This window comes from Pseudomonas sp. Ma2-10, assembly GCF_054330215.1.
On sequence record NZ_JBTEYL010000002.1, the window covers coordinates 356,172 to 377,683 of the forward strand.

The 21,512-nt window shown below is 59.7% G+C and carries 21 protein-coding genes; 8 read left to right on the forward strand and 13 right to left on the reverse strand.

Annotated features, from left to right (window positions below; all coding sequences use genetic code 11):
• Positions 1-24: 24 nt before the first annotated feature.
• Positions 25-2,247: a polyphosphate kinase 1 gene (ppk1, locus tag ACXPVS_RS04265; protein WP_458508813.1), complete on the reverse strand. Its 2,223-nt coding sequence runs from the start codon at positions 2,245-2,247 to the stop codon at positions 25-27.
• 18 nt (positions 2,248-2,265) lie between these two features.
• Entirely contained in the window at positions 2,266-3,279 is a 1,014-nt protein-coding gene (hemB, locus tag ACXPVS_RS04270; RefSeq protein WP_458508814.1) for a porphobilinogen synthase, read from the reverse strand.
• Positions 3,280-3,487: 208 nt separating this feature from the next.
• On the opposite strand from hemB, the gene ACXPVS_RS04275 reads away from it, so the two are divergent.
• A complete protein-coding gene (locus ACXPVS_RS04275) occupies positions 3,488-4,111 on the forward strand; it encodes a DedA family protein (RefSeq protein ID WP_458508815.1) in 624 nt (207 codons plus the stop codon).
• On the opposite strand, the gene ACXPVS_RS04280 is transcribed toward ACXPVS_RS04275, so the two are convergent.
• On the reverse strand, positions 4,092-5,327 hold the full coding sequence (locus ACXPVS_RS04280; protein WP_458508816.1) for a sterol desaturase family protein: 1,236 nt from the start codon (positions 5,325-5,327) through the stop codon (positions 4,092-4,094). The genes ACXPVS_RS04275 and ACXPVS_RS04280 overlap by 20 nt on opposite strands.
• Positions 5,328-5,442: 115 nt before the next feature.
• Between ACXPVS_RS04280 and elbB the strand changes: the two genes are divergently transcribed.
• Positions 5,443-6,111, forward strand: coding sequence for an isoprenoid biosynthesis glyoxalase ElbB (gene elbB / locus ACXPVS_RS04285; RefSeq protein ID WP_458508817.1), 669 nt, complete (start codon positions 5,443-5,445; stop codon positions 6,109-6,111).
• 34 nt (positions 6,112-6,145) lie between these two features.
• On the opposite strand, the gene ACXPVS_RS04290 is transcribed toward elbB, so the two are convergent.
• Together ACXPVS_RS04290 and ACXPVS_RS04295 are read right to left on the reverse strand one after the other, a co-directional pair.
• The gene (locus ACXPVS_RS04290; RefSeq protein ID WP_458508818.1) at positions 6,146-6,601 is read right to left on the reverse strand and encodes a YaiI/YqxD family protein; all 456 of its coding nucleotides are present in this window, start codon (positions 6,599-6,601) and stop codon (positions 6,146-6,148) included.
• Between the two features lie 27 nt (positions 6,602-6,628).
• Positions 6,629-8,527, reverse strand: a complete 1,899-nt coding sequence (locus ACXPVS_RS04295) for an FTR1 family protein (RefSeq protein ID WP_458508819.1) — start codon at positions 8,525-8,527, stop codon at positions 6,629-6,631.
• A 330-nt stretch (positions 8,528-8,857) separates the two neighbouring features.
• On the opposite strand from ACXPVS_RS04295, the gene ACXPVS_RS04300 reads away from it, so the two are divergent.
• The 4 genes from ACXPVS_RS04300 to ACXPVS_RS04315 are packed head-to-tail and all read left to right on the forward strand — an operon-like array spanning position 8,858 to position 12,013.
• A complete protein-coding gene (locus tag ACXPVS_RS04300) occupies positions 8,858-10,252 on the forward strand; it encodes a COG3014 family protein (RefSeq protein ID WP_458508820.1) in 1,395 nt (464 codons plus the stop codon).
• A gap of 15 nt (positions 10,253-10,267) precedes the next feature.
• A complete protein-coding gene (locus ACXPVS_RS04305) occupies positions 10,268-10,639 on the forward strand; it encodes a DUF1425 domain-containing protein (RefSeq protein WP_458508821.1) in 372 nt (123 codons plus the stop codon).
• 39 nt (positions 10,640-10,678) lie between these two features.
• Positions 10,679-11,266, forward strand: coding sequence for a penicillin-binding protein activator LpoB (gene lpoB / locus ACXPVS_RS04310; RefSeq protein WP_282376149.1), 588 nt, complete (start codon positions 10,679-10,681; stop codon positions 11,264-11,266).
• A 3-nt stretch (positions 11,267-11,269) separates the two neighbouring features.
• Positions 11,270-12,013, forward strand: coding sequence for a penicillin-binding protein activator LpoB (locus ACXPVS_RS04315; protein ID WP_458508822.1), 744 nt, complete (start codon positions 11,270-11,272; stop codon positions 12,011-12,013).
• Positions 12,014-12,066: 53 nt separating this feature from the next.
• On the opposite strand, the gene ACXPVS_RS04320 is transcribed toward ACXPVS_RS04315, so the two are convergent.
• From ACXPVS_RS04320 to ACXPVS_RS04330, 3 genes are all read right to left on the reverse strand, one after another.
• Positions 12,067-12,699 carry a LysE family transporter gene (locus tag ACXPVS_RS04320; protein ID WP_458508823.1) on the reverse strand — a complete coding sequence of 211 codons (633 nt, stop codon included), beginning with the start codon at positions 12,697-12,699 and terminating at the stop codon, positions 12,067-12,069.
• Positions 12,700-12,814: 115 nt separating this feature from the next.
• Complete coding sequence (locus tag ACXPVS_RS04325; RefSeq protein WP_458508824.1) at positions 12,815-13,396, reverse strand: mechanosensitive ion channel domain-containing protein; 582 nt, start codon at positions 13,394-13,396, stop codon at positions 12,815-12,817.
• On the reverse strand, positions 13,396-15,306 hold the full coding sequence (locus ACXPVS_RS04330; protein WP_458508825.1) for an ATP-binding cassette domain-containing protein: 1,911 nt from the start codon (positions 15,304-15,306) through the stop codon (positions 13,396-13,398). Before ACXPVS_RS04330 ends, ACXPVS_RS04325 begins: the two co-directional genes overlap by 1 nt.
• A gap of 50 nt (positions 15,307-15,356) precedes the next feature.
• Here ACXPVS_RS04330 and ACXPVS_RS04335 point away from each other — a divergent pair, with 50 nt between their 5' ends.
• Positions 15,357-15,821: a TIGR02444 family protein gene (locus ACXPVS_RS04335; RefSeq protein ID WP_458508826.1), complete on the forward strand. Its 465-nt coding sequence runs from the start codon at positions 15,357-15,359 to the stop codon at positions 15,819-15,821.
• On the opposite strand, the gene ACXPVS_RS04340 is transcribed toward ACXPVS_RS04335, so the two are convergent.
• Positions 15,818-16,780, reverse strand: a complete 963-nt coding sequence (locus ACXPVS_RS04340; protein ID WP_458508827.1) for an AlgP family protein — start codon at positions 16,778-16,780, stop codon at positions 15,818-15,820. The two genes, ACXPVS_RS04335 and ACXPVS_RS04340, sit on opposite strands and share 4 nt — an antisense overlap.
• A gap of 192 nt (positions 16,781-16,972) precedes the next feature.
• On the opposite strand from ACXPVS_RS04340, the gene ACXPVS_RS04345 reads away from it, so the two are divergent.
• The gene (locus ACXPVS_RS04345) at positions 16,973-17,638 is read left to right on the forward strand and encodes an FKBP-type peptidyl-prolyl cis-trans isomerase (RefSeq protein WP_458508828.1); all 666 of its coding nucleotides are present in this window, start codon (positions 16,973-16,975) and stop codon (positions 17,636-17,638) included.
• 62 nt (positions 17,639-17,700) lie between these two features.
• On the opposite strand, the gene rsd is transcribed toward ACXPVS_RS04345, so the two are convergent.
• From rsd to ACXPVS_RS04365, 4 genes are all read right to left on the reverse strand, one after another.
• On the reverse strand, positions 17,701-18,159 hold the full coding sequence (rsd, locus tag ACXPVS_RS04350) for a sigma D regulator (RefSeq protein ID WP_458508829.1): 459 nt from the start codon (positions 18,157-18,159) through the stop codon (positions 17,701-17,703).
• Positions 18,160-18,338: 179 nt separating this feature from the next.
• Complete coding sequence (locus ACXPVS_RS04355; protein WP_458508830.1) at positions 18,339-18,890, reverse strand: disulfide bond formation protein B; 552 nt, start codon at positions 18,888-18,890, stop codon at positions 18,339-18,341.
• Positions 18,891-19,119: 229 nt separating this feature from the next.
• The gene (locus ACXPVS_RS04360) at positions 19,120-20,358 is read right to left on the reverse strand and encodes a heme biosynthesis HemY N-terminal domain-containing protein (protein WP_458508831.1); all 1,239 of its coding nucleotides are present in this window, start codon (positions 20,356-20,358) and stop codon (positions 19,120-19,122) included.
• The gene (locus tag ACXPVS_RS04365) at positions 20,355-21,509 is read right to left on the reverse strand and encodes a uroporphyrinogen-III C-methyltransferase (protein ID WP_458508832.1); all 1,155 of its coding nucleotides are present in this window, start codon (positions 21,507-21,509) and stop codon (positions 20,355-20,357) included. The genes ACXPVS_RS04360 and ACXPVS_RS04365 overlap by 4 nt, the downstream gene beginning before the upstream one ends.
• Positions 21,510-21,512: the final 3 nt, after the last annotated feature.

Below are 21,512 nucleotides of genomic sequence, written 5' to 3' on the forward strand. Positions count from 1 at the left end.
GTTCACGCCCACAGGTTTTGCGCGTTAACGCACGGCCAGAATCGGACTGCCCAAACGTTCCAGCAGCGTCGCCTGCGCGCTGCGCGGGTTCTGGTTGCCGGTCGGCGTGTTGCGGATGTAACGACCGTCCGCCTGCAAGCTCCAGCTGTGGGTGTTATCGGTGAGATACAACTCCAGCTCTTTCTTGACCCGCATGATCAGTTTCTTGCCCTCGACCGGGAAGCAAGTCTCGACACGCTTGTCGAGGTTGCGCTCCATCCAGTCGGCGCTGGACAGGAACATCTGCTCTTCGCCGCCATTGAGGAAGTAGAAGACCCGGGTGTGCTCCAGGAAACGCCCGATGATCGAGCGCACATGGATGTTGTGCGAAACCCCGGCGATGCCCGGACGCAGGCAGCACATGCCGCGCACCACCAGATCGATACGCACCCCGGACTGACTGGCCTTGTACAGCGCACGGATGATCTTCGGATCGGTCAGCGAGTTGAACTTGGCGATGATGTGCGCCGGTTTGCCATCGAGGGCGAACTGGGTCTCCCGGGCAATCATGTCGAGCATGCCTTTCTTCAGCGTGAACGGCGCGTGCAGCAACTTTTTCATGCGCAGGGTTTTACCCATGCCGATCAGTTGACTGAACAACTTGCCAACGTCTTCACACAAGGCGTCATCCGAAGTCAGCAAGCTGTAGTCGGTATACAGACGGGCGTTGGCCGCGTGGTAGTTGCCGGTACCCAAGTGGGCGTAACGGACAATCTCGCCGGCCTCGCGACGTAAGATCAGCATCATCTTGGCGTGGGTCTTGAAGCCGACCACGCCGTAAATCACCACCGCACCGGCCGCTTGCAAACGGCTGGCCAGTTGCAGGTTGGACTCTTCGTCGAACCGCGCACGCAACTCGATCACCGCGGTGACTTCCTTGCCGTTACGCGCCGCATCGACCAGCGCATCAACGATTTCTGAGTTGGCGCCGGAGCGGTACAGGGTCTGACGGACCGCCAATACATGCGGGTCCTTGGCCGCCTGGCGCAGCAGGTCGACCACCGGAGTGAAGGACTCGAACGGGTGCAGCAACAGGATGTCCTGCTTGCTGATCACGCTGAAGATGTTCTCGCTGTTCTGCAGCAGTTTCGGGATCTGCGGGGTGAACGGCGTGTATTGCAGTGCTCGCTGACTGTCCAGACCGGTGATGCTGAACAGGCGGGTCAGGTTGACCGGACCGTTGACCTGATACAGCTCGGTCTCATGCAGGTTGAATTGCTTGAGCAAGTAGTCGGACAAGTGTTTCGGGCAGGTGTCGGCGACTTCCAGACGCACCGCGTCACCGTAGCGACGCGAGAACAACTCGCCGCGCAGGGCGCGGGCCAGGTCTTCGACATCTTCGGTGTCGACGGCGAGGTCGGCGTTTCGGGTCAGTCGGAACTGGTAGCAGCCCTTGACCTTCATGCCCTGGAACAGGTCATCGGCGTGCGCATGGATCATCGACGACAGGAACACGTAATTGTCGCCAGAGCCGCCCACTTCTTCCGGCAACTTGATGACGCGCGGCAGCAGACGTGGCGCCGGAATGATCGCCAAACCGGAATCGCGGCCGAAGGCGTCGATACCTTCGAGCTCGACGATGAAGTTCAGGCTCTTGTTGACCAGCAACGGGAACGGGTGCGTCGGGTCAAGGCCGATCGGGGTAATGATCGGTGCGATCTCGTCGCGGAAGTAGCGGCGCACCCAGGTTTTGATCTTGGTAGTCCAGTGACGCCGGCGGATGAAGCGGACCTGATGCTTTTCCAGTTCCGGCAACAGAATGTCGTTGAGGATCGCGTACTGGCGGTCGACGTGACCGTGCACCAGTTCGCTGATGCGGGCCAGAGCCTGGTGCGGTTGCAGGCCATCGGCGCCGGCCTGTTCACGGGCGAAGGTGATCTGTTTCTTCAGGCCGGCCACACGAATTTCAAAGAACTCATCCAGGTTGCTGGAGAAGATCAGCAGAAACTTCAGCCGCTCCAGCAACGGGTAGGACTCATCCAGCGCCTGCTCCAGCACGCGGATGTTGAACTGCAGTTGCGAGAGCTCGCGATGGATGTACAAGCTGCTGTCATCCAGGCCGGGAATGGCAATCACTGGCGCCGCTACTGCGGCCTCGGCCACCACCGCGGGCGCAGCAGGCTCCAGTTCCGGCGGGGTTTCAGCGATTTGCTCCACCACAGGTTGAGCATCTTTTACGGCAACTTCAGTGAGTCCTTCGGTATTCATCGAATGTTCCTGGGAGGGCTATTTTTGCTCTCGTAACAATTGAGCAGCACGGACGGCAAAGTAAGTCAGGATGCCATCAGCGCCTGCACGTTTAAAAGCGGTCAGGGATTCGAGGATAACCCCTTCGCTCAACCAGCCATTCTGGATCGCCGCCATGTGCATGGCGTATTCACCGCTGACCTGATAAACAAAGGTCGGCACTTTAAATTCTTCTTTGACCCGGTAGAGGATGTCCAGATACGGCATGCCTGGCTTGACCATGACCATGTCCGCACCTTCTGACAAGTCCGCGGCCACTTCGTGCAGGGCTTCGTTGCTGTTGGCCGGGTCCATCTGATAGGAGGCCTTGTTGGCCTTGCCCAGGTTCAGCGCCGAACCGACCGCATCGCGGAACGGACCGTAATAAGCGCTGGCGTACTTCGCCGAATAGGCCATGATCCGCACGTTGACGTGATCGGCCAGTTCAAGCGCTTCTCGAATCGCCTGGATGCGGCCGTCCATCATGTCCGACGGGGCCACCACCTGAGCGCCGGCTTCGGCATGGGACAGCGCCTGCTTGACCAGTGCGTCGACGGTGATGTCGTTCTGCACGTAGCCTTCTTCGTCGAGGATACCGTCCTGGCCATGAGTGGTGAACGGGTCCAGGGCGACGTCAGTGATCACGCCCAGTTCAGGGAATTGCGCACGCAACGCGCGGGTGGCGCGCTGGGCGATCCCGTTCGGGTTCCAGGCTTCGGCGGCGTCCAGAGACTTGAGCTCCGGCGGCGTCACCGGGAACAACGCCAATGCCGGAATCCCCAGCTCGACCCACTTGGCCGCTTCTTCAAGCAACAAATCGATGGTCAGGCGTTCGACGCCCGGCATCGACGTCACCGCTTCGCGACGGTTTTCACCGTCCAGCACGAACACTGGCAGGATCAGGTCATCGACGGTCAGAACGTTTTCACGGACCAGTCGACGCGAAAAATCATCACGGCGGTTGCGACGCAGGCGGGTTGCAGGAAACAAACGGTTGGCGGGGGTAAAGCTCACGGCAGACTCCTGAGCCCGCGCTGGCGGGCGAGCGTGACAGTTATAAGCGGCCATTATGACCAACGTATGACAGTTATGTGCACCCCTGTGACAGGTAGTCGCATTCCATTGTCCTTGTAGGAAATGTTCACGTCGAGACACATTTGGACACTTTCATGAATGTGTCCGAAGGGTTAGGCTGCGCGTTCATTTCGCCAGCATCCAGACAATGCTCCAACAATTTCTTCAGGATTTCGGCTACTTCGCCCTCTTTCTCGGCACGTTTTTCGAAGGCGAAACCATTCTGGTGCTCGCGGGCTTCCTCGCGTTCCGCGGATACATGGACCTCAAAGTGGTCATGATCGTGGCGTTCCTTGGCAGTTATGCCGGTGATCAGCTGTGGTATTTCCTGGGGCGCAAACACGGCCGCAAGTTGCTGGCGCGAAAACCGCGCTGGCAATTGATGGGCGACCGGGCGCTGGAACACATCCGCAGGCACCCGGACATCTGGGTACTGAGCTTCCGCTTTGTCTATGGCCTGCGCACCGTGATGCCGGTAGCGATCGGCCTGTCGGGCTATCCGCCGGGACGTTATCTGCTACTTAACGGCATTGGTGCAGCGATCTGGGCCGCGGCACTGGCTGCTGCCGCTTATCACTTCGGCGCGGTGCTCGAAGGCCTGCTCGGCAGCGTCAAGAAGTACGAGCTGTGGGTGCTTGGCGCCCTGCTGATACTGGGCGTTTGCCTGTGGTTGCGCCGACGCTTCAAGAATGCCCGTCTGGCGAAGAAAATATACGCCGCCGAGCAGGCCGAACTGGCCAAATCTGCCGAGACTAAGACGCCAGTCGAGTGAAGCGGTTTCTGCAACAGTAGAGACCAATACCACTGAGCAGGCTGTAACTCAGCAGGCCGACCCAGCCGGCCGCGCTGACCGGCCACAGCCCAACGATCGGCGCCAGCCACACCAGCGGCACATTCGACGCCAGGCGCAGCAGCTCCAGCTTCAGCGCCCACGGACGATTTTCCAGGGCCACGCCCAACGTAAACAAACCCAGCGCCACGGCACTCCAGCCGAGCACCAGCGCGGCGGTTGGCAAACGCTGCTCCAGGTTCATCAAGTAGCTGCCCAGCGCAATGTAGACGCAGAACTGCAAGACGACGTAAAGCTGCTGACGCCCGTCCAGCGACACCTCGAATTTACGGAACTGGCTCAGGTCTGGTTTATTCATCGGGTACCTGGCCGCCACATCCACCGGCCGCCACCCGGTGCGCATGAACCAGATGCGCAGCTTGTCCCATTTGCTTTGCGCACGCCGCGCGTCGTCCCACAGCTGCGCGTAGAACTGCAGGTTCGCCCACAACGGATTCCAGCTCGCGAGCGGCGTGGTCACGCCGAAAATCACCGGTTCGTTGTCGTCCTCTTCCTGGAACGAGCCAAATAGACGGTCCCAAATAATGAACACCCCACCGTAGTTGCGATCCATGTAGAGAGCGTTCTGTGCATGGTGAGCCCGATGATTGGACGGCGTGACAAAGAACCACTCGAACCCGCCGAGCTTGGGAATGTGTTGGGTATGCACCCAGAATTGGTACAGCAAGTTCAGCGAGGCGACGCTGATGAACACCAGCAGCGGCACGCCGAGCACGGCCATCGGCAGGTAGAAGATCCAGCTCAACAGGAAGCCAGTGCTGGTCTGGCGCAGCGCCGTGGACAGGTTGTAATCCTCGCTCTGGTGATGCACCGAATGCGCCGCCCAGAGGATGTTGCGTTCATGGCCCATGCGATGCAGCCAGTAGTAGCAGAAGTCGTAGAGCACAAAGGCGAAAACCCAGACCCAAACGCTGTCAGCCGAGAGTTCGATCAGCGCCAGGTGCTTGAGGGCAAACGCATACGTCACCAGCCCGACGCCTTTGGTCAACAGGCCGGTGGTGGTCGACAGCACACCGGTGCTCATGCTGTTGATCGCGTCCGCCACACGATAATTGCTCACTCCGCGCCAACGGTCGGCCAGCAGTTCGACGGCAATCAGCACAAAGAAAAACGGCACCGCATACAGAATGAAGTCCATGACACGCCCTGATCGGAATCTTGAGGACAGATCCTAGGTGTAGCCGCAAATTAACCCTATGGCAACGAGTGACAAATTAGTGGACATTTAACGCCATGAATCTGGAGAAAAGCCCATGAGCAAAAAAATTGCAGTGATCCTATCCGGCTGTGGCGTGTACGACGGCGCCGAGATCCACGAAAGCGTGATCACCCTGCTGCGTCTGGACCAGCGAGGGGCTCAGGTGCAGTGTTTCGCGCCGAACATCGCACAGCTACATGTGATCAATCACCTGACCGGCGAAGAAATGCCCGAGTCGCGCAACGTACTGGTGGAGTCAGCACGGATCGCCCGAGGCAACATCAAGGATATCCGCGAAGCGAACGTGGAAGACTTTGATGCGCTGATCATTCCGGGCGGTTTCGGGGTGGCCAAAAACCTGTCGAATTTTGCTGTCGAAGGCGCCGGATGCACCGTGCAACCGCAAGTCCTGGCGCTGGCTGAAGCCTTTGCCGAGGCCAGCAAACCGGTCGGGCTGATCTGCATCTCCCCGGCGCTCGCGGCGAAGATCTATGGACCGGGCGTGACCTGCACCATCGGCAACGACGCCGATACTGCCGCCGCCATGAACAAGATGGGCGCCACCCACAAAGAGTGCGCGGTGAGCGACATCGTCGAAGACAAGGACCGCAAACTGGTGTGCACCCCGGCTTACATGCTGGCGCAATCGATCAGCGAAGCGGCGTCCGGGATCAACAAACTGGTCGACCGCGTTCTGGAGCTGACCCACGAAAACGACGCCTGACCCCTAAGCGTTCCCACGTTCTGCGTGGGAACGCTCATTGTGAACGGGAAAGCCGAGTGAGGATCCGGTCCAGCGCATTGGCAAACGCCTGCTTCTCACGCTCACCAAATGGCGCTGGCCCGCCGCTCATCTGCCCCTGTTCACGCAAATCGGTGAACAAGTTACGAACCGCCAATCGATCGCCCATGTTCTGCACATCGAACTCTTTGCACCGCGGATCCAGCGCCGCAACGCCCTTTTTCACCAGACGGTCGGCCAGCGGCACATCGCTGCAGATCACCAATTCGCCAGGGACCGCGTATTCCACCAGATAGTCGTCTGCGGCATCCGGACCGCTGGGCACCACGATCAGCTTCACCAGGGCCAAACCCGGTTTGATCTGCGGCTGTCCGGCCACCAGCACCACTTCGAACTGGCGCTTGAGGGCGAACTTCACCACCAGATCCTTGGCCGCCCGGGGGCAGGCGTCGGCATCGATCCAGACACGCATGTTTTTACCTCTTGAGGATCACTCGGATCAGGAAACCGGCACCCGCCGCTTCTCAGCCAGCCGACTACGGCTATACAGCACGATGATCGCGATAATCGCCACCGTCTGCGCACTCAGCGAATACGCATCAGCGTGGATCCCCAGCCAGTCGAAGTCAAAGAACGGCACTGGCCGGGTGCCGAAAATCCCGGCTTCCTGCAGCGCCTTCACGCCATGCCCGGCAAACACCACCGACAACGCACACAACAGACCGGCGTTGATACTGAAGAACAACGATAGCGGCAGTTTCGCCGAGCCACGCAAAATCACCCACGCCAGACCCACCAACAACACCAACGCCGTCGCACCGCCAGCGAGCACCGCGTTATGGCCCGCTGGACCTGCCTGCAGCCACAGGGTCTCGTAAAACAGAATCACTTCAAACAGTTCGCGATACACCGAGAAGAACGCCAGCGTCGCAAACCCGAAACGCCCACTGCCGCCCACCAGACTGCTCTTGATGTAATCCTGCCAGGCTGCCGCGTGACGTCGGTCGTGCATCCACACCCCGAGCCAAAGCACCATGACGGCGGCGAACAACGCCGTCGCACCTTCCAGCAATTCGCGTTGCGAGCCGCTGACATCGATCACGTACGCCGCCAGCGCCCAAGTCCCGAGACCGGCCAGCAGCGCCAGACCCCAGCCGACGTTGACGCTGCGCACCGCCGATTGCTGGCCGGTATTGCGCAGGAACGCGAGGATTGCCGCCAACACCAGGATCGCTTCCAGGCCTTCGCGCAACAGAATCAATAAACCGGAGATGTAGCTCAGGGACCCACTCAAACCATCGCTGCCCAACAGGCCAGCGGATTCCTTCAACTTAGCCTTGGCTACGTCCAGTCGCTGTTGGGCCTGGGCCGCCGGCAAACCGTCCTGCAACGACTGACGGTATGCCATCAGCGACTTTTCAGTGTCTTTGCGCACGTTGGCGTCGACGTTATCCAGAGAGCTTTCGACCAGTTCGAAGCCCTCCAGATACGCCGCCACCGATAGGTCATAGGCCTGATCGTGATCACCCGCACGATAGGCCGCGATGCTCTTGTCCAGTGTTGCGGCCGTGTAGTCGAGCAACTGCGCCGGGCCACGCTTGACCTGCGGCGGTTGCGCCCGTTGCGCACGGAAGGTCGCCGCAGCTTGCGCCCCCTCGGCAACCTGCACTTCTGCGGGAGTCTGTCGGGTCAGGTCGGCGATGTTGTAGGTTTTCTCGGCTTTTGCAGCAGCCGGATCGGCACTGAAACTGGCGATGTAGGTTGCCAGGTCCCAACGCTGACGATCGTCCAACTGATCGGCGAAGGCCGGCATGTCGGTACCTTCGACACCGAGGCCCAGGGTGCTGTAGATCGCGTAGAGGCTCAGGTGATCCAGCCGCGCCGCATCACGCAGATTGGACGGCGACGGCGTCAAACCGATACCCGCCGGGCCATCCCCGGCACCCGTGTCGCCATGGCACACCGAACAATGCTGAGCGTACAACGGCGCACCACGGGTCGGATCCGGCGTAATGATCGGCGCCTGACTGACTTCATAGGCCACCGCCAGCTTCGCGCCGAGTTGCCGTGCCTGACGGCCGACTTCCACGCCGTCCTGACGCGCAGTGATCGCGTTGCGCAGCGTGCTGACGCCCTGCTCCAGCCCGGCTTTTTCCGGTTTGGCTGGCATCGCGGCGATCAAGCCTTGCAACACCTTGATGAATTCCAGCTGCTCGCGGTATTCGGCCTCATTGATGACCTTGCCTGCTTGCACCGTTGCCGGGTAATCCGCACCGATGTAATCGAGCAAATGCAGCGCTTGCGGTGCGCCTTCCACGGTGTCGGCCAGCAGGTTGAAACTGCACAGGGCAAACAACGGCAACATCAGCCAGGCCAGGAAACGGGACGGGGCAGTCATGAATGAATCTCAATTGGAAATGCGAAGTAACACATTGTTCACTTCCAATGACTTTCACTCAAGCGTTGATATGAGATAAGCAGCACGGCTTGGTGATCGGCGCATTGGGTTCGCACTTCCGAGCCATGATGGCACGCCGTTAAAATGCGCAATTAAAAAGCCATTACATAGCCAGCGTCCTTGCTTATAATGTCGCGCCTTCGTTATTGCGAAGCAGTATTAGAGCTCCTCTTTTTATGAGGAATTGGCAGGAAGCCAACATTCCCGCCGGTAGGTCCCGTCAGCCCGACCAGCATTTGCGGCTGCTACATTCAGGGAAGAAGTACTCCAATGGCATCCCGCGCCCTTACCTCGATCGCGCTCAGCGCCGTCACCTTGCTCTCCGGCTGCTCGGCGTTTCGAAACTACGACTCCGAACTGACCCAAACCAACCAGCAACTGGCCGCCGGCAATGTCGAAGCCGCGTTGACCCTGCTGGAAAAGAACAACACCAGCCCGGACAAAGACCTGCTCTATTACTTCGAGAAAGGGGAATTGCTGCGCGCCAAAGGTGACCTGTCCGGCAGCCAGAACGCCTGGATCAGCGCCGATCAGGTGGTGGGCAAGTGGGAAGATTCGGTCAAGCTTGATACCGGCAAATACCTCGCCCAGTTCGGCAGTTTCGTGGTGAACGACAAGGTCCGTCGCTACGAAGGCTACGACTACGAAAAAGTCATGCTGACCACGCAGATGGCCCTCAACCTGCTGGCGGTAAACGACTTCGACGGCGCGCGCATGTCGATCAAAAAGACCCACGAACGCGAAGCAGTCATCGCCGACCTGCGCGACAAGGAATACCTCAAGAGCGAAGAGGAAGCCGAGAAAGAAGGCGTCAAAACCCAGTACAAGGATTTGCAGGGTTACCCGGTCGCCAGCCTCGACGCACCGGAAGTGGTCAGCCTGAAAAACAGCTACCAGAGTGCGTTCAGCCACTACCTGGCCGGCTTCGTCTACGAGGCCCTGGGTGAAAAAGACCTGGCCGCGCCGGGCTATCGCAAAGCCGCCGAACTGCGCCCGAACACTCCACTGCTCGAACAGGCGCTGATAAACCTCGACAAGCCACGTGGCAAGGACGAGGACAGCGATATTCTGATCGTCGTGCAAAGTGGTCTGGCGCCGTCGCGCGATTCGATCCGCATCCCATTGCCCTTGCCGATCAGCAACCAGTTGGTGATCACCCCACTGTCGTTCCCGATCATCAAGGCGGACACCTCCACCGCCACGCTCACCCAGATTGGCGTGGACGGCCAGCAACTGAGCTTGACGCAACTCAACAGCACCACAGCCATGTCCCGCCGCGCCTTGCGTGACGACATGCCGGGCATCATCTTGCGCACCACCGTGCGCGCCGTGACCAAAGGCGTGGTGCAGAAGCAGATCAATGAAACCAACCCGCTGGCGGGCCTGGCGGTCGGTATCTCTTCAGCCGTGCTCGAAGGTGCCGATACCCGTACGTGGCGCACCCTGCCGGACTACACCCAAGTGGTGCGTCTACGCCTCAAGAAAGGTGAGCACCATGTCACCCTGCCGAGCGCCGTGGGCGGCTCAATGATCAAGGTCACTGTCGATCAGCGTTACCAGGTCATCAGCCTGCGCGCCGTAGGCAATCAGGTGTTCGCCAGCGGCCTGGCCGCGCACGTGATCCCGAGCGCCAACCCGACCGCCGTGGCTAACCTCAAACCTTAAGAACGGAGTCTTTACATGCGCTTCAAACTCATCGCTGTTGTCGCCCTGGCCTTTCTGGCGGGGTGCGCCACCCCGCCACCACCGGAACCTGGCAGCGCCGCCAGCAAAGTCGTGGCCATGGGCAAGCTCAAGAACATCGTGGTTGGCGCCATGCGCGTCGCCCGGGAAAACGGCTTCATGACGGTCAATGCGCAGCTGAGCAACACCAGCTTCAACAACAAGACCTTCTACTACCGTTTTGCCTGGCTCGGCCCTGAAGGCTTCCCTGTCGCCGAAGAAGAAACCTGGAAAAACCAGATGATGTACGGCGAGCAGACCCGCTTCATTCAGGCCATTGCGCCAACCGCCAAAGCCGTGGATTTCCGCCTCGAAATCAAAACGCCTTAAGCCCGACACCCTAATCGTTCAGTTCTAGAGAGCATTCCCATGTTTGCACGCTTTTCGTTCATTGCCGTTATCGCCCTTCTGGCCAGCGGTTGCGCCAACACTTCGCCAACCCTGGGCAGCAAAAGCATCAGCTACGGTGACACCAAGGCGGTGGAAACCGTGACCAACGAGTTCGGTTCCACCGACCTGCAGATGATCGCTGAATCCATGACCCGCTCCCTGGCTCAGTCCGGCATTCTGCAAGGCCGGCCGGTGGTTCAGGTTTACGACGTGAAGAACAAGACCAGCGAGTACATCGATACTCGTGAAATCACCACCAGCATCAAGACTCAGTTGATGAAGACGGGCACCGCCCGTTTCGCCAGCGACAACACCGCCATGCAAAGCCAGGTCGACCAGCTCAAGCTGCAAAACCAGAGCGGTCTGTACAAGAAGAACACGGTAGCCAAGACCGGCAACATGATCGCCGCCAAATACCGTATCGAAGGTTCGATCAGCTCGATCGTCAAGCGCAGCAGCGACTACAAGGACGTCTTCTACAAATTCAGCCTGCAATTGATTGACGTCGAAAGCGGTCTGGCCGAGTGGATGGACGAGAAAGAGATCCGCAAGACCACGGAGCGTTAATCAATGCGCGCATGGATTGGCATGATGGCCCTGGCTTGCGCGTTCAGCGTGCAAGCGGCCCCGAAAGTCGCGGTGACGGACCTGGCGTACCAGGAACGAGTGGAGCAGTACATCCACATCGTTTCAGCACAGAGCAACCACCGCCAGAGTTACTACGGCGCCAGCGGGTCTTCGAGTTACAACGAAATCGAAGCCACCAGCAGCTACATCGAACAAGGTGAATTGCGCAAATTCACCGGCGACATCAAGGGCGAGATTCTTCGTACCGGCATGTTCCAACTGGTCCAGGGCACACCTTATACATCGGCGTCCAAGGGTGACGTCTATGACGTGATCAAGCGAATCAAGGCCGGCAACTTCAAAGGCGCCGACTACGTGTTGTTCGGCACCGTGTCGGACATCGACTTCAATAAGGACATCAATGAGCTCGCCAACACCGACAGCTATTCGGCGGTGCTGGCGTTGACCCTGGTTGCGGATTTCAGCCTGATCAACACCAAGACCTTCGAAATCACCTCGGCCTTCACGGCAATGGGCGAGGGTCAGGACACCAAACTGATGAACCGTCGGGATATCCGTGTCTCGCTGAACCGCCCGCGGGTGGTGCGTGAGGTGTCCAAGTCCTTAGGGGAAGACGTGGCGGGGCAACTGAGCCAACAGCTCGGTGGCGGCGGTTACGAGCAGCCGGGGCAGGCCCCACTGCGCAATAACCTGCCAGCGGACACAGCGCCGGTCATTCTGCGCTGATTCCGGAAACTGAAAAGGCGACCCTGGGGTCGCCTTTTTTGTGCCTGACGGTTTTACACCACTGCTTTGCGAAGGGTCGCCATGAACGCCGCCGCACCAATGAACAACCCGGCAAACGTGCGGTTCATGCGTCGCTGCTGCTTGGGCGTGCGTAACAGGCGTAACACCTTGGAAGCCAGCCCGGTGTAACCGGCCATGACGATCAGGTCGACGCAGATCATGGTCACACCGAGGATCAGGTACTGCGCCACCAGCGGTGCATGCGGATCGATGAATTGCGGCAGCACCGCGAGCATGAACACCAACGCCTTGGGATTGCTGACGTTCACCAGGAACCCCCGGAACACCAGCGCCATCGGCTTGCCGATTTGCCGGACTGCCGCGTCGTCGCTCATTTCATTGGGCAGCGCGCGCCATTGCTTGACCGCCAGGTAAACCAGATAGGCCACGCCAAACCATTTGATCGCGTAGAAAGCGGAGGCCGACGCCGCGAGGATTGCACCGACACCGGCGGCGACAATCGCAATTTGTAACGCCAGGCCCAGTTGCAGGCCCAAGGCGTTCCAATAACCGCGCCAGAATCCGTATCGCAGACCGCTGGACATCGACGCAATGGCGCCGGCACCAGGCGACAGACTGATCACCCAGCAGGCGGCAAAAAACGCCAGCCATGTTTGAAGCACCATCGCACACCTCGACTCAGACTCGTGACAGACGTCTAAGCTAATGCGGCTTTGGGCCGATGACTACCGATTTTTTGCAGGACAGAACAGCTGCCGACCCGCGTGGTCGGCGTTCAGGCTACTTTTCGAAACCGTTGGAAGGGAATACATCGCTGCCGCGCCAGCGTCGGACCGCACGCTGGAAGAACAGGCTATTGGGCACTTGCACCATGGCACTGCCGGTGCCGAGCTCTTCGGCTTCGATCAGCGTGGTATAGAGCAGATTGATCGCAACGACCCGGCCTTTGACGCCAGGCTTGTCGGTGGTGTCCACCAACTCGACCACGTCGCCGAGGCGAAACGGGCCGACGGTGAAAATCAGGATGGCGCACAACAGATTCGAGAGCACGCTCCACATGGCGAAGAACGCCACTGCCGCTACCGCGACAAACCCGGACAACGCGGTCCAGAGTACCGTCGCCGACACCCCGAGGCGCTCCAGCACGAAAATCAGCGCGCTGCCCATGATCAGCCAGCGCAGGCCACCGCGCAGCGGCATCAGCAATTGTGGCGGAAACGGATAACGCTCACCCAGTCGAGTCAAGCACTTGGCGACGCAACGCTGGGCAACATATCCCGCTAACAGAATCAGCAGAATCTGCACGAAGAGCCAGATCGGCTCGATCCACATAGCAGGGAATGGCAGCTTGAAGGCATCCATCAGGACAGAGCCTCCAGCTCCGCCTGCATGCTTTCAAGCAATTCCAGCGCTTCCATCCAGGCTTCTTCCAGCTCGGCTTCACGGACCTTCAGCTTGGCCTGTTCGGCCAGTAGATCACGCAAGTCATTCTTGCGAGCCGGCTCGTAAATATCGCTGTCGCCGAGGCTGGTATCGATCTTCGCCAGTTTCTCGTGCAGTTTGCCCAGCTCGGCTTCGAGCTTGTCAGCCTCGCGCTTGTGCGGTGCCAGTTGCTGACGCAACGCAGCGGCGGCCTGGCGCTGGGCCTTCTTGTCGGTCTTGTCTGGATTGGCCGGCGTATTGCTGACCGGGGCGTTGCGCTGACGGTAGTCCACCAGCCAGCGGGTGTAGTCTTCCAGGTCGCCGTCGAATTCCTCGACCTTGCCGTCCGCCACCAGATAAAAATTGTCAGTGGTGCTTTTGAGCAAATGACGATCGTGGGAGACCACCAGTACCGCGCCGCTGAATTCCTGAAGGGCCATGGTCAGCGCCAGGCGCATTTCCAGGTCCAGGTGGTTGGTCGGTTCGTCGAGCAGCAGCAGATTCGGCCGGCCCCAGGCGATCAACGCCAGCGCCAGACGAGCCTTCTCGCCACCGGAGAAGTTCAGTACCGGTTCATCGATCCGCGCACCGCGGAAGTCGAAACCACCGAGGAAGTCGCGCAGCGTCTGCTCGCGCTCGGTCGGCGCCAGGCGCTGCATGTGCAGCAACGGACTGGCCTTGGAGTCGAGTGAGTCCAGTTGATGCTGGGCGAAGTAGCCAACGACGGTGTTCTCGCCACGCGTCAGGCGGCCGGACAACGGCTCAAGTTCACCGGCAAGGTTTTTGATCAGGGTCGATTTACCGGCACCGTTAGGGCCAAGCAAACCGATCCGCGCGCCGGGGGTCAGTTGCAGCTTGACCTTCTCCAGCACCGCTCGCTCGCCGTAACCCAGTCGGGCGTCGGAGAGGTCAATCAGCGGGCTGGATATTTTTACTGATTCGCGGAAAACGAAATCGAACGGCGAATCGACGTGCGCGGCGGATAGCTCTTCCATCCGCTCCAGCGCCTTGATCCGGCTCTGGGCCTGACGGGCCTTGGTGGCCTGGGCCTTGAAACGGGCAATGTAGCTTTCCATGTGCGCACGTTGCGCCTGCTGCTTCTCGTAGGCCTGCTGTTGCTGGGCCAGACGTTCAGCACGGGCGCGTTCGAAGGCGCTATAACCACCGCGATACAGGGTGATCTTGCGCTGATCGACGTGGGCCACATGATCGACCACGGCATCGAGGAAGTCCCGGTCATGGGAAATCAGCATTAAGGTGCCGGGATAGCTTTTGAGCCATTCTTCGAGCCAGATAATGGCGTCGAGGTCCAAGTGGTTGGTCGGTTCGTCGAGTAGCAGAAGGTCCGAGGGGCACATCAAAGCCTGCGCCAGGTTCAGACGCATTCGCCAACCACCAGAGAAATCTCCTACCTGGCGATCCATCTGTTCATTGGTGAACCCAAGGCCGGCCAGCAACTTGCGGGCCCGGGCATCGGCGGTGTAACCGTCGGCGCTGTCGAGTTCCGAGTGCAGGCGGGCCTGAGCGGTACCGTCATGGGCCGCTTCGGCTGTCGCGAGGTCGCGCTGCACCTCACGCAGGCGCAGGTCGCCATCGAGCACATAGTCGACCGCCACCCGATCGAGGGTGTCGATCTCCTGGCGCATGTGGGCGATGCGCCAGTCCGCCGGCAGAAAGCAATCACCCGAGTCAGGGTGCAGGTCGCCCAGAAGCAAGGCGAACAGGCTCGATTTGCCGGCGCCGTTGGCACCGATGAGGCCGGCTTTGTGGCCGGAGTGCAGGGTCAGCTCAGCGTCTTCTAGCAGACGTTGAGGGCCACGCTGTAAAGTCAGGTTCTGAAGTCGAATCATAATGGCGGCGGAGTCTACCAGCTTCGCTCGCAACTGGCGCGAGTAGCACTATGTCCTCTGACCTGTGGAGCTTTTCCGTTATCACTTACTCCCGTCGCGGCGTTGAACGGGCGTGCCTGCACTTGCAATCGGCGGGTGCGAACGTGTGCCTGCTGCTGTGCGGGTTGTGGCTGGGAGAACGTGGCGTCACCTGCAACGAGCAACGATTGCAGTTGCTTCGCAACGTAGCCGAGCCTTGGGACGCAGATGTCGTGCAACCGTTGCGCGCTTTGCGCCTGCAATGGAAAGCCGCCGCGGCCGAAGATGCCGAGCTGCATAGTTTGCGCGAACAAGTTAAAACGCTGGAAATGGAAGCCGAGCGACATCTGTTGTTGCGACTGGAGCAATCGGCGCAGAGCTGGCCTGAAGGTGAGGCGACCGATCTATCGGCCTGGCTGGAAGGTGTAACGGCAGACGCCGCCCACCTGGACCGCGACGCGCTGCATCAGCTGCGCGTCGCGGTAACCGGCACTTAGGAAGCGCTGGTTGGGGTGGAGCTGATGCTCGACGGTGCTACTGGCGTTGGCGTCGAGGTAGTCGCTGCTGGCGCAGGAGCGGCCGAAGCAGAGGGTGCCGGGGTTGGTTTGGCAGCGACGGTCGGTTTTTTCACGGCGGGCTTTGCGGCTGTCTTGGCGGCTGGTTTGGCAGCCGGTTTGGCAGCCGGTTTGGCCGTGGCGGGTTTGGCTGCAGACTTCGCAGCAGCAGGTTTGGCTGCAGCTTTAGTCGCGACTGATTTCGCGGCAGGCCTGGTAGCAGGTTTCGCAGCAGCCGATTTAGCAGCCGTGGTTCTTGCAGCAGGTTTAGCAGCAGCTGTTTTGGCAGCAGGTTTGGCGGCGGCTGTTTTTGCAGCTGGTTTTGCGGCCCTTGCAGCGACTGGTTTTTTTGCCGCAGGTTTAGCGACAGGTTTAGCCGCAGCTTTCACCGGTGCTTTGGCGACAGCTTTTTTAACAGGAGTCGCAGCAGGCTTGGCGGGGGCTTTTGCAGCAGCCGGCTTGGCAGCGGCTTTCCTGGCAGGAGCCGCAGCAGGCTTGGCCGAACGCAGGGACAACACCTTGCCGACAGCCGCTTGTACACGACCGATGCCCTGGGCCAGTTTCAGGCTTTCTTGAGCATCGCGCTTGAGCTGCAGAATGTAGCTGCGAGTTTCGGATTGACGATCCTTGAGGGCATCGAGCAAGTCCTCAAGTTCCTTCACCGCGCCCTTGGCTTTGGCTTGTGCCTTGGCCTTGCCGGCCGCCGCAGCGTCCTGCAATTTGGTACGAGATTTGTGCAATTTTTCTTGCGCTTTTCCGCGTTGTTTTTCCAATTTGGCGAGCAGTTTTTCAGCATCAGCCAAGGCTTGGGAACAAGCGTTTTCCAGATGCTCGAGCAAGCTGCCCGAGAGTTGTTGGAGTAAGTGCAACGGAGTATTTACAGGCTTCTTGGTGGCCGACATGGTTTACCTCCTGGCTGACGTGGGTGCGGCTCATACTAGACCTCTGCTGCTACTGCCGCTAGGGCATGTTGACAGTATCCAAAGCGCTACGTTGCAATGGATTGAAATTCTTCTGAGCGTGCGCAAAACCAGTTCACCGTAGAGCGCATTCACACTGGCATAATCCTCCGCATCTCAGGTCGGAGAGTGCCCATGTCGCGCTACCTTTTTTTATCACTGTGCGTGTTTTTTTCCGTGGCTCAGGCCGCCGAAAAAACCAAAGCAAATGACACTCATGATCTCTCTTACAGCCTGGGCGCAAGCCTCGGTGAACGCCTGCGCCAGGAGGTTCCCGAACTGCAACTTCAGGCGCTGATCCAAGGCTTGCAACAAGCCTATCAAGGCAAACCCCTGGCGCTGAAAGATGAGCAGATCGAACAGATTCTTGCCGAGCACGAAGCCCGGATCGCGTTGCAACCGAGCATGCCGCAAAGCGAAGTCGCCCTCGAAAAAGAGCAGGCCTTTCTCACCGAGGAAAAAGCCAGACCGGGCGTTCGTGAACTGGCAGATGGAATATTGCTAACGGAGTTAGTGCCAGGCACTGGCGCCAAACCTGGCCCCAACGGCAAAGTCCAGGTGCTGTATATCGGTCGCCTTCCCGACGGCACAGTGTTCGATCAGAACAGTCAACCGCAGTGGTTCAGCCTCGACAGTGTGATCAGCGGATGGCGCAGCACGTTGCAGCAAATGCCGGTCGGCGCGAAATGGCGCCTGGTGATTCCATCGGCCGAAGCCTATGGCGCCGAGGGTGCCGGCGACCTGATTGCGCCGTTCACACCGCTGGTATTCGAAGTCGAATTACGCGGTGCCACGAGCTGAATACCGGAAACGAAAAACGGCGCGCATAGCGCACCGTTTTTAGAGGTCTTGCAGGAAGGGGTTCAGGCCTGAACCGAGTCCACTTCCTTGTGAGCGGTGTGCAGCACTTCGATCAGGCAGTCTTCCAATTCGAAGCGCTCGTGCAACAGGCCTCCCAGCTCTTTGAATTTCTCTGCTACGCATTGACCTGCATCACACAGGTCATTGAACGCGAGCAGCTTCTCGGTGATGACATCGATGCGAGGGTAGATAGTCTCGGCCAACTCAAGCCCGCGAGTGTCACCAAACGCCTTCGCTTCGCCGGTCAGTTGTTCGTAGATCTCGAAGTGTCCGGCAGACACGTAATCGACCAGCACGCCGCAGAATTCCTGCAACGGCTTACGGTTCTCACCCAGTGCCTCAGGCTTGGCGCCGAGAGCATCATAGGCCCGAACCAGTTCGTGACGCTCCTGCAACCAGCGATCGATCAGCAGATGCACTCCACCCCAACGTTCCTGAGCATTCTGACAACTTTCGAGCATGGTGATCTCTCTTCCCTTGTGGGTCATGCTGCCCTACACCCGTCGCCACACTTGAAGGTCAAGTATCGGCCAGGCAGAGCGTCATTCGAGCAACATAATTCCAATGACACGTGCGGGCCAGATTATGCCCGCGCGACAATGGCTTCAAGGTACGCAGGAGATAAAGTTCATACAAGTGTTTAATCACCCGCCAGCACCCGGTGCGACGAACCGCCGCTGAGCGGCCGCGGACAGGCTTTCCAGGCAACGCGCAGCAGTTGATAAACCCCCAGAATTGTCATCGCCATGAAGAACAGCAGACTCCATTCAGGAATGCTCAGGTCGAACAGCGTCCAGGAAATCTGCGCGCACTCCGCCTCCCCGTTGAACATCTGCGAGGCCTGACACAACCAAGGCCTGTCCTCGTCCTGAACTACCAGATTGGGCGAGCACATCAACAGCTGGTGCATTGGATCGCTCTGCAGCAATACCTGCCGCCACGCCGTGACCGTACCCGCCAGACTGCAAAAAAGCCCGAGCATCCAATACAGGAAAGACCCGATGCGGCCCGGCCCATGCACCGAAGCCACCAGACAGATACCCGTGAGCAACGCGAGACAAAAGCGCTGCAACAGGCACAACCCGCAAGGCTTGAGGCCGACCGTATATTCCAGGTAATAGGACGCGCCCAAGGCCAGGGCACCTGCAATGAAAGCCATGAAAAACAAGGAGCGTGAGCAGGCCAAAGACATGGCATTTCCGTAACAGTAGAGACAGGCGGTTACGGTAGAGGAAAGCGCGCCAGCCTTTCAAGGCAGGCCGGCGGGGACACTTCAACAGAGGTGTAGGGAAATCCCGACAAGAGCGAGAGGATTAGGCGTAGTCCTATGTAGGACTATGCCGCTGACGGACTACAAAGGTAAAACTCCGGCAGTTTGCAGGCGACTGGATCGCTCCTTCGAGCGACCCGTCATCCGCTCTTCAAGCGTGAACAGGAACCGGCAACGGTGCCGCCAGCAAGCGCTCGTCCAACAAGCCCAAGCCCTCCTGGAACAACTGATTGCTGCGTTCTGTGTCACCCAACTGCGCCAGCAGCCGCGCCAGTTCTGCGCAGGCTTCCGGGTTGCGCTGCACTCGCAGGCTGCTTTCCAGATAGTCCCGGGCCTTGCCCCAAAGGCTGCTTTGCAGACACAAACGCCCCAGGGTCAGCAACAGACTGGCGTCGGCCGGATGTTCCTTGAGCCAGCTCTCGGCGGTGTGCAGTTGACGTGACGGATCGCTACCGCGAACGAGTCCGTAGAGGCGCGCCAGATGACTGTCGTAGTTGCGCTTGAGCGCCGTCCGCAAGATCTCTTCGGCCTCGACCTGAGCACCCAGTTGCCGAAGTTGCTCGGCATAAGCGAGCACCAGTTGCGGCTCCTTACGCTGAGCGGAGGTCAACTGCTGCCAGGCGCGATTGAGCGATTGCAAGCCGACCGTCCCTTCTTCTTGCTGGTGCGCCGCCAGGGACAGGTTCTCACCCCAGGCTCGGCGTTCCAGTTCCGCCAGTTCGACCGGAGGCAGGACCTTGTCCTTGCGTAGCTCCGGCAGCAGACGAATCAAGGCCGACCAGTCGCCCCGTTGTTGGTGCAAGCGCTGCAACTGGCGCAAGGTCTGGACGTTATGAGGATGACGCTCGTGCATGGCTTGCAGCGTCACCAGGGCGCCTGCCGTATCGCCACGGTCGGTCTGTAATTGTGCGTGGCTCAGGGCAATTGCCAACTCTGCCTGGGGCTGTCGCTCTAGAGCGCGCTCCAGCAGGTTGTCGCTTTCCTGGTATTGACCTTGTTCGTTCGCGGCCCGGGCAGCGCCGAGGTAGTAAAGCAACGGCTGTCGCTCGGCTTCCGCAGCCCGATGCAGATGGCGCTGTGCACTGGCCCAGCGACCTTCGGCCAGATCCAGCTGACCGTGTTCAATGGCTACCTGCACACGGCGACTGCGATTGCGCCGCGACCAGGGATTGACCACGCCGCTGGAGGTCGTCACCAATTCGATCAACGCCTTGATACCCCAGAACACCAGCCAGATCACGATGACCAACGCCAGGGTCGCCCACAGGCTCGATTCGTAACGGAAGCTGTTGTAGGCGATCAGCACGTAACCGGAATGCTCGGCAATCGCCAGCCCCAGCACGGCAGCGGCGGCGATCACCAGGAACACGATCACATAGAGGCGTTTCATGGCGTCGCCTCCTGAGCGGTGTCTGCGGCAGGCTTGGCCATCGGCTTGATCGAGTCCTCGGCGTTGACATTACGCCGCTCCAGATACCCCTGAACCGCGCTCAGCGTGCCAGTCAGGTCTGGCGTGACAACGGTGACCGGTTGCTGGCTCAACTCGCCAACCTGCTCAAGCATCACTTTGCTCTGAGGGTTGTCCGGGTTGAAGTTGCCCTTGAGCACGTCCCGCGCTTCGGCCAGCGCCTGGGTATAAACCGCGGCCTGGCCATTGAGTGCGGCCCATTGCGCCTGCTCCAGCGCCAGGCTCAGAGCCAGGCGCACCTGACTCAGGCTCTGCCCGGCCAGCAACGGACGCACATTCTTGTCGGCGTTAAAGTCGATGCGGATGTAGCGCGAGACCTGATCCCACCATTGCGCCCAGCGACTGGCGCCGTCGCCATCGGCGGTGAGACCCAACAGGGATTCACCACGGTCCTTGTACTCGGGTGCCAGCTCGGTGAGGCTGATCACCTGATCGCGCAGCGCTCCCAGTCGCAGGAACAAACCGGTGCGATCCGGCTGTTGGGTGCTACGCAATGCCACCAGCGTTTTGGCCACTTGCTCGCGAGCGGCAAACGAGCCCGCGTCGTTCTGTTCGCGCAGAATTTCATCGGCGCCCTGCACCAAAGCCTGGGCACTACTGATGTCCTGCAGCGCGGAAAGACGCAGGCTGGCCAGCCGCAGCAGGTGCTCGGCCTCGGCCAGACGCCAATCCTTGCGGCTGGCACCGAGAATCGTTTCCAGACGTTGATTCAGGCGTTGCTGATCACCTTGAAGTTGGGTAACCAAACGACTGCGCGCGTCGAACTCAGCGGCGACAGGCATTTGTTCCAGGCGAGCAGTCAGGCGTTGTTCATTGAGCTTCAGGTCCTGCGCCTGATCGTTCAATGCCTGGACCTGACTCAACTGCAGTTGAGTATTGGCTTGCAGGTGACGCACCTGCCAGACTCCCCATCCGCCCACGGCGACACCGGCGGCGCCCAGCAATAGCGCGACGATTGCCAGCCCATTGCTCCGGCGCTGCGCTGCAGCAGGTGGTCCGGCTTCAACCGGTGCTTCAACCGGTGCATCGAGCACTGGCTGGACGTCATCTTTAGGCAAGGCTGTTTCGCTCACGTA